Raw genomic sequence first — 8512 nt, forward strand, 5'->3', positions numbered from 1 at the left:
GGCTCCGGGGCAGGGGCTATGGCTGGAGGGGCGATCGCCCACATTCCAGACCCAGCTTGATGCAGGACAAATCTCCTTCGTGCAAACCACGCGCATCGGGCTGACGCAAGGTGCAGACCGCCCCTGGCGCTGGTATGTTGCCGAAAGCAAAGCCGTATCGCGGCGATAGGAAGCTAATCCCAGAAAAACCCAAATACCCCAAATAAAAATCCGCTGGAGATGTCTGAACAGAAATTTCCCCAGCGGCAAACCCTTAGCTAATTTTTAGATTTTGGAGCGGCGATTTTGGATCGCCGGTTTTGGTGGGTCAATCCAGAGTTTTGCTAGGCTTTTGGCGATCGCAAGTCAAGCCTTATTCAAGAGAATTTAGCTCAGCCGTTAGGCAAAATCCGCCGCTGTAATTAGGCTTCTTTGCACCCCAACCAGAATCGCCAGCACGTCGTTTGTGCCCCGCTGCTGAATCAGCGCATTGCCCGCTTCGTCTCCCTTGCCCCGCACCATCCGCACCTGGCTAAAGTTAATCCCCCCTGCCAGCCGCAGCTTGTCGATGCCGTCTTCAAAATCCATAATCCGGTCTACATCTGGCCCCCTCCGCAGCACGAAGATATCTGCACCGGAGCCGCCCACCAGCGTATCGTTCCCCTTGCTGCCATCCAGCAAATCCTTGCCGTCATTGCCGATCAGGAAATCGTTGCCGCCCTTGCCCAGCAGGGTATCGTCGCCCGCGCCGCCGATCAGCGTATCAGCAGTTCGCTTGCCGTTTAGGACTTGTCCAGGTGTAGGGCTGCTGGGGCCGCCAGGACTGCCAGGGCCGCCCGGACCACCCGGCCCGCCGGGGCTACCACTTGCAGGACGAACCAGAACGTAGACCGTTGCTGTATCTGCCAGCCCCGTGCCGTCTGTCAGGGTGTAGGTAAATCGGGCCAGACCGCTAAAGCCTGCTGTCGGCGTAAAGACGACGGTTCCGGCAGTCGCGTTGAAGGCAGCCGTGCCATTCACCACGCCGCTGACCTGGGTAACGCTGAGGGAACTGTCGTCTGGGTCGGTGTCATTGGCCAGCAATTGGCTGACGTTGATCGTCAGCGGTGTGCCAAAATTCGTCTCAAAGCTGTCGCTCTGGGCCTTGGGCGAGTTGCCCTGCAACGCAAACAATTCATAACCGAAGCCGCCGTTGGTTCCTCCAAAAACCAGCTTGCTCCCAAAAACCTCAAAGTCGCTATCGAAAAGCGCCAAACCGCTATTTGCTCCCGGATTGAGATCGGTCACCAGTTTTGTGCCTGCTGCCGTGCCATCGGTCATCCACAGTTCCCGCCCGTGGGTTCCGTCGATTGCGGAGAAAAACAGCTTGTTATCAAAAATCGTGAAGTTGAAGGGGGAGGAACTGCCAACACCAGGGTTAATATCCTTTAGCAACATCGTGCCCGCAGCCGTGCCGTCCGTAATCCATAGCTCATAGCCATTGGTGCCATCGTCTGCGGCAAAGACTAACTTGTTGTTAAAGACGATGAAGTTGTCAGGATAAGAGCTACCGCTGCCGGGGTTGATATCTCTGAGCAACGTGGTGCCCGCAGCCGTGCCGTCGGTGACCCAAAGCTCACGACCATTCGTGCTATTTCCTGCTTCAAAGAACAGCTTGTTATTGAAAACCGTGAAACGGCTGGGGGAAGAAGAACTAGGGCCAGGGCTGATGTTTGCAAAAAGCTGGGTGCCCGTAGCTGTGCCATCTGTTACCCAAAGCTCATAGCCATTGATGCCATCCTCTGCCGTAAAGAACAGCTTGTTATTGAAAACTGTAAAATTGCCAGGTGAGGAAGAACTAGCGCCAGGGTTAATATTTGCAAAAAGCTGAGTCCCTGCGGTTGTGCCATCTGTCATCCAAAGCTCGTCGCCATTGGTGCCATCCTCTGCCTTAAAAAACAGCTTGTTGTTGAAAACTGTGAAATTAGTAGGCGAGGAAGAACTAAGACCAGGGTTAATATTTGCAAAAAGCTGAGTCCCTGCGGTCGTGCCATCTGTTACCCAAAGCTCGTCGCCATTGATGCCATCCTCTGCCGTAAAAAACAGCTTGTTGTTGAAAACTGTGAAATTGTAGGGGAAGGAAGAATTAGCGCCAGGGTTAATGTCCTTCAGGAGCGTCGTGCCCGCAGCCGTGCCGTCGGTGATCCAAAGCTCACGACCATTGGTGTCATTATTTGCCGTAAACAGCAGCTTGTTGTTGAGGACGTTGAAATAGTAGGGGTCGGAATTGCCACTAATGCTGATGTTTGCAAAAAGCTGGGTGCCCGCAGTTGTGCCGTCAGTGACCCAAAGCTCACGACCACTGGTGCTGTTCTCCGCTGAAAAGAACAGCTTATTGTTGAAGACTGTGAATTCGTAGGGATAGGAGTTGCTTGTCCCAAGGTAAATATCTTTCAGTAGAGAAACTGAGTAACTCATAATCTGTCCTCTCAGGCGCAGTAATTGGGGGGCTTGCCTGCGGTTTCCTGCAACTTTTAGAGATTGGCGTGTGTCGTAAATAACATCAGAGTCATCAGGGCACACAGCCCTATCGCACAAGGCGCAGGAAGAGCCTTGCTCTAGTAACCGGGGGGCGTAACCTATCCGAATTTTCACGCAGCGGGTTTTTCCCTCCGGAGGAATTCCGGAGGGGTGATTGTATATTTTTGTGTTAGCCGTGCTGCCGATTTCCCGTATATTCAACGGGTTCTGGCAGGCAGTGAGGCGGTGATGGGTTCTCTCCTGCGTTTTATGCCTGATGCGGTGGGTGAGTATATCTACTGAGCAGTCTTGATACTAGAAAAACGCAAGCTACAAGACATCCCGATGGACAACCTCAATCCCGAAGCCCTCGTCAACTGATGGTGGCTGAAAAAAACTAGTTACATGGTGAAAAACATCTTCTGTATCAAACTGTGACCGCTCTGGGTTGGTTTCCCTCCGCTTCCTAATTCCCTCCAGGCAAGTCTCGTCATCAACATCAAGGTATATCAACTTATGAGGTATGTTTTCAGATAAAAGTATCTCTTTGAACCATGCTCTTTGATTGACTGTGTTTGCTGGGAAGTCCATTACTACAGAAATTCCAGCCTTAATTATGCTTCTTACATGATTCTTCAACACGGATCTTAGCCGTCTTGAGTATTTTACATAATCATCAAAACTTTTTATTTCTTCAGGATAAATGGCTGATAGCCACTCATCCTCCGACAACAAAATGGCGTTTAGTTCTTTAGCAATTTTGCAAGATAGGGTGGATTTACCAGACCCCATTTTTCCGCAGAAGAATATCAAAGTTCCCATCTGGTTCATTTCTTCTTCCTCGCATAACGGTGAAGGGCCGTCCTAATTTGGGCACCTCGAAAAATTCAATCTTGATTGAGAATGACAAGGATATTTCAACGATTTACGTCCCAAAGATTCGCAACAAGGCAATTAATCGAGGTGCCTACATCAACAGCCTAATTCGCGACAGAGTCCGGCGGACATAGCCCTCTGCCTTCCTCGATGGCGGTGTAGACGCAGCCTGCATATTGACCGGCGGGCGTGCCCGATGGCGTGAACACCATAATCGCAGCGGAACCGGAAGCGTCGCCATGCTTCACCAGCAGGTCATTCCCCAAATAGCCGATGTTGATCAAATCCCGCATGGGGTAGGTGGTGAACTCATCCTGCAACACCCGCTCGCCTGGAACCTGCACCCGGTAGAGGGCATGGCCCTCGCCTTGCGGGTCAATCACAAACACAGCGCTGAGCTGCGTTTCGACGCATTCTTGCAGAATTACGCCGACGGCTACGTTGCCCGTTTGGGGGTCAATGCCAACAGAGGGATGGAATCGTTGCCCGTTCAGCGTTTGCTCTGGCTCAATTTGCAGCTTTTCGCAGTTCACGCCGTCCAGAACGCGCACGTTCATGCTGTTTGCCGAAATGGTTTGCGATCGCCCTTCCGAGGTGAGCCGGAGCTGCGTGCCGTCTTCGCTAATGCGAACGCGAGTGCCGCCGCGCTGCCCGCCTGCAATGGACATCTGGGGCAACGCCAGGGCGATCGCCCCTGCGCCAGCCACCAACCCCGCCGCCATCGTCATCCAAAAAACCTTTTTCATCAGGAACTTCCTTTTTCAGAAACACACCAGAGAAATAGACACAATCTGCCTGACGTAAGTTGCGGAAAATCCGAAATATTTTGTGGCGATATGTTTCAGCATCCGTTTCAACACTCATAAAACTTCAGCATTCAGCATCCATACAACCTCGGACTTGCAGCGCTAATTTTGGGCGGACAGGGCGCAAGGCTTGATTCTAGAGAACCTAGCCCCTAGACTGAGTGGGACTGCATCTCCTATCTGCCTCCCAGCCATGTCCTCTGCCGACTCTGCCAACTCTGCCGCCTCTGTTGACCTGGAACGCTATGCCGAACAGGCAGCCGCCCTGATTGGCCTGCCCATTCCCCCCGATTGTAAACCTGGCGTGATCGCCAATCTAGAACGCACCGCAGCGATCGCCCAGTTGGTCTTAGAGTTTCCCCTGCTGCCAGAGGCGGAGAGTGCGGCGGTGTTTGTGCCGCTTGGAGGTGGGCCGGGTGGCGTGATGGGGTAATGGCGTGACGGAGCCACCTGGCAACCCCAACATCCTGTCCCCCCAGCCCTCTAAAATCTCCTATGCTCGACCTTTTCGATGCTGATGCAACTGCGATCGCCGCTGCGGTTCGTGCCCAGAAAACCACTGCTGAGACTGTGGTGACGGCTGCGCTGGCGCAAATTGATGCGCTGGATGGCAAGCTGAATACTTTTACCAACGTGCTGCGGGAGCAGGCGCTGCAAGATGCGGCGGCGGTGGATCGGGCGATCGCCGCTGGGCAAGATCCGGGGCCCCTGGCAGGCGTGCCCTTTGCGGTCAAAAACCTGCTGGACATCGCGGGCGTAGTCACGCTGGCAGGCTCCAAAATCAACCGCGATAACCCCCCAGCCTCGACGGACGCGGCAACTGTGGCCGCCCTGCGAAAGGCAGGGGGCGTGCTGCTGGGCGGGCTGAATATGGACGAATACGCCTATGGGTTTGTGACGGAAAACAGTCACTACGGCGCAACGCACAATCCCCACGACCTGAGCCGGGTAGCAGGCGGATCGTCTGGCGGGTCGGCGGCGGCGGTGGCGGGCGGGCTAGTGCCCCTCTCGCTGGGGTCAGATACAAACGGATCAATCCGCGTTCCGGCAGCGTTTTGCGGCATTTTTGGGCTAAAGCCGACCTATGGACGAGTGTCCCGCGCCGGTTCTGCCCTATTCTGCGCCAGCCTCGACCACATCGGCCCGTTTGCTCGCTCGGTGCGCGATATTGCCCTCAGCTTTGATCTGATGCACGGGCCCGATCCCCGCGATCCGGTGTGCAGTCCCCGACCCCCTGAGCCAACCTTGCCGCAACTGGGCCAGGGCATCGACGGATTGCGGATTGCCGTTGCCGAGAGCTATTTCGCCACGGGCGGACAGCCAGAAGTGTTTGCGGCGGTGGAAACGGTCGCCCAAGCTCTTGGCGCAACGAAGCGCGTTATCTTACCTGAAGCCCATCGCGCCCGCGCCGCTGCCTATCTAATCACCACCTGCGAAGGCAGCAATCTGCACCTGCCGAACCTAAAGACGCGCCCCCACGACTTTGACCCTGCCACGCGCGATCGCTTTTTGTCTGGTGCGCTCATCCCTGCCAGTTGGTATCTCCAGGCGCAGCGGTTTCGGCGCTGGTATGGCGATCGCCTTGCGGAACTCTTTCAGCACGTCGATCTAATCCTTGCACCCAGCACTCCCTGTGCCGCGCCGCTCATTGGGCAAGAAACCATGACCATTGGCGGGCAAGAAATGCTCACCCGCCCCAACTTGGGATTGTATACACAACCGCTTTCTTTCATTGGGCTGCCGATCTTATCTGTCCCCGTGCAGCAGTCGGGCGGGCTGCCCCTCGGCGTGCAGATTATCGCCGCACCCTACAATGAATCACTGGTGCTACGAGCAGGCGCGGTTTTGGAACAGGCTGGTGTGGTAGCGGCTCCGGTGGCACGGGTTTGAGGAAGCTTACCCAAGCTGCAAAAAGTGGATCACATCGCCTGCCGTGTGAAACATCTCGCCGCCAATCTGGAAGCGTTCCATATTCCAGATTGTTTGCGTCCAAGCGGCATTCTTACCTTGTCCGTCCTGCGTTCCAACGATGCGTAAACCGCTATTCCCCAAAGCTGTCACCGTCATGGTCTGCAAATCGAGAAAATCCAGAATCACTAGGTCATTCCCTGTGCCGCCATCCAGCGTTCCCTGACCGATGCCGACCTGGAATGTATCGTCCCCGCTGCCGCCCAAAATCAGCGCATCCTGGATGGCAAACGTCATTCCTGAAATCGTGATTAGGTCATGTCCATCGCCTCCGTTGACGCTGCTGTTTACCACACCATAAGCCGCATGACTATAAAATCCGACGCTACTGTCGGGGGTTGAGATGCTAGACACCTCGCCAGAAATTCTGATGACATCATCGCCATCGCCGCCCTCGACGCGCCCGTCCTGCACACCATAGGCAACGCTTTGGCTACCGGGCACTTCCCAAGCGGTTGTTGCCGCAGAAATGATGATTGTGTCATTGCCGCGATCGCCTAAAACATTTGCCCTATAGACTCCGTAGGCGATCGCCGTCTGACTCTCGCTAGGCAAGTCAACGATAGATTGTGCCCTAGCCTCGATCTGCAATGTATCGTCACCATTCCCCCCGCTAAGACTACTATGGGAAATGCCATAACTAGTAGCTTGGATTCCGTTTGTGCCTCGCCCCAGATAAGAATTTGTGCTCGTCCCGCTGACAATTGCGACCAAATCGTCGCCATCACCCCCTCCAACTGATGAATGGTCGATGCCATAGGCCAAAGCTTTCGCTCCTCCATAGGCAAATGCAGAGGTGTGTACGTTGATGCGAATCGTGTCGTTGCCTTGATCGCCGCGCACGTCGCTGTGCTGAACCCCATAGCTAGTACCAATCGCGACACCAAATCGCTGCGAACTCGCAAGGGTTGTAGCATTGAGGATAATTTCATCATCGTCCTCGCCGCCAGAAATCGTGCTGCTGCTCACGCCATAGCTTTCAGGTTGGCGACCAATCACTTGGCCCACTGCGTAGGCAGAAACGGTAAGGCGATCGCCCCCATTGCCCCCTTCGACAAGGCTGCGATCCACACCGTAGCTTTTGCTCGTTCCTGAAAAGTAATCTCTAGACAGGCTGTTGGCCGCAAGATCGAGCGTGTCGTTTCCGTCGCCCATCTGCACAGCGCTCTCGACCAGCCCGTAGGTCAGCGTATTCGCAAACCCCGTACCTTCGCCCGTTGCCGTGATGGTAACGATATCGTTGCCGCCATGAGTGGCGATCGCCCCCTGTTTCACCCCATAGCCTGCACCCGTCGTTTGGGAACCCGACCCGCGTCCGGTTGCTGTAATGTTGATTCGGTCGTCGCCTGTGCCCACGGTGATGGAGCTACTCAGCAGACCGTAGCCGCTGGCAGGGTGGAAAAACCATCGGTCACCCGTTTCGGCCAGAGCGCTGATGGAAATCGTGTTGTTGCCATTGCCGCCATCGAGTGTGGAGTTCGACAGTGCAATTCCTGTACTGCTGGAATTAGGAATGCGCTCTGTGATAAAACTCCGGGCAGCAATGGCGAAGGTGTCGTCGCCCTCGCCGCCGTGCAGCGAGCTAAAGCGCACCCCATAAGCGACCGAAAAAATCCCATTGGCAGCAGCGGACACCTCCAGGCGATCGCCCCCTGCGCCGAGTAAAATTCCGCTATTCAACACGCCACCTGCGGTAGGATTGCCCGCTGGGTTTGTGACGATCGCTTGTGCTGTTACCGTATCATTGCCGTCAAAGGTTTCGATCCGAGCGCGGGCGATCGCGGTTCCAGTCGTTTCGGTTTCACCTGGATCAACCGCCTCCAGCGCTACATCCGCCACGAACACATCATCAAACGCCGTTCCCAGTAGCAACCCAGTGAGCTGACCCATACCAGCACCTCAGGCAAGGATAAAAATAAGTGATCCGAGATTGCGAACTCTGAAACAGGTTCGGTCTTGAGAATATGCGCCACAAAAACCGCCAGAGCGCAAGCTCCCCCATATTCTTTCCTAAACTGCTATTTTGGCTACAAAATCGTCGTATTTCTTTACCAGCCTGTGTTTCAGAACACAAGACAGGCAAAAACGCAGGCGGAGAAAATCTGAAGAGCAGCAAACTCATTCGCCTATTGCCCGTCTATTGTCGATTTAGCGACCCGTCATCGTTTCAGATAAGCCAGCATGGGGTCGCCTTCTATCTCTTTATCCCAAGCTCTATCCCAAGTAAGGACGTTAATGGTTTAGGGTAGAAATTTAAAACAGAAGAAAATTTAAAACAATAAAACCCCGCATTGCTGCGAGGTTTCATCTGATCGGAGCGGCGGGATTCGAACCCACGACCCCTACTACCCCAAAGTAGTGCGCTACCAAGCTGCGCTACGCCC

6 protein-coding genes and 1 tRNA gene are annotated in these 8512 nt (G+C 54.7%); 2 read left to right on the forward strand and 5 right to left on the reverse strand.

What is annotated here, in order from left to right; all coding sequences use genetic code 11:
• Positions 1-378: 378 nt before the first annotated feature.
• The 3 genes from IGS51_RS19145 to IGS51_RS19155 all read right to left on the reverse strand — a co-directional run bounded on the left by IGS51_RS19145 (position 379) and on the right by IGS51_RS19155 (position 4100).
• On the reverse strand, positions 379-2436 hold the full coding sequence (locus IGS51_RS19145) for an ELWxxDGT repeat protein (protein ID WP_297080390.1): 2058 nt from the start codon (positions 2434-2436) through the stop codon (positions 379-381).
• A gap of 372 nt (positions 2437-2808) precedes the next feature.
• A complete protein-coding gene (locus IGS51_RS19150; RefSeq protein WP_297080391.1) occupies positions 2809-3309 on the reverse strand; it encodes an ATP-binding protein in 501 nt (166 codons plus the stop codon).
• Between the two features lie 149 nt (positions 3310-3458).
• A complete protein-coding gene (locus IGS51_RS19155; RefSeq protein ID WP_297080392.1) occupies positions 3459-4100 on the reverse strand; it encodes a hypothetical protein in 642 nt (213 codons plus the stop codon).
• A gap of 253 nt (positions 4101-4353) precedes the next feature.
• Between IGS51_RS19155 and IGS51_RS19160 the strand changes: the two genes are divergently transcribed.
• Together IGS51_RS19160 and IGS51_RS19165 are read left to right on the forward strand one after the other, a co-directional pair.
• Positions 4354-4593: a DUF4089 domain-containing protein gene (locus tag IGS51_RS19160; RefSeq protein ID WP_297080393.1), complete on the forward strand. Its 240-nt coding sequence runs from the start codon at positions 4354-4356 to the stop codon at positions 4591-4593.
• 62 nt (positions 4594-4655) lie between these two features.
• The gene (locus tag IGS51_RS19165) at positions 4656-6050 is read left to right on the forward strand and encodes an AtzE family amidohydrolase (protein WP_297080394.1); all 1395 of its coding nucleotides are present in this window, start codon (positions 4656-4658) and stop codon (positions 6048-6050) included.
• A 6-nt stretch (positions 6051-6056) separates the two neighbouring features.
• Here the strand turns inward: IGS51_RS19165 and IGS51_RS19170 are convergent, their stop codons facing one another.
• Together IGS51_RS19170 and IGS51_RS19175 are read right to left on the reverse strand one after the other, a co-directional pair.
• Complete coding sequence (locus IGS51_RS19170; RefSeq protein WP_297080395.1) at positions 6057-8018, reverse strand: hypothetical protein; 1962 nt, start codon at positions 8016-8018, stop codon at positions 6057-6059.
• A gap of 422 nt (positions 8019-8440) precedes the next feature.
• Positions 8441-8512 (reverse strand) — tRNA-Pro (locus IGS51_RS19175).

The organism is Thermoleptolyngbya sp. M55_K2018_002 (assembly GCF_015295965.1).
GTDB classification, from domain to species: Bacteria; Cyanobacteriota; Cyanobacteriia; order Elainellales; family Elainellaceae; genus Thermoleptolyngbya; species Thermoleptolyngbya sichuanensis.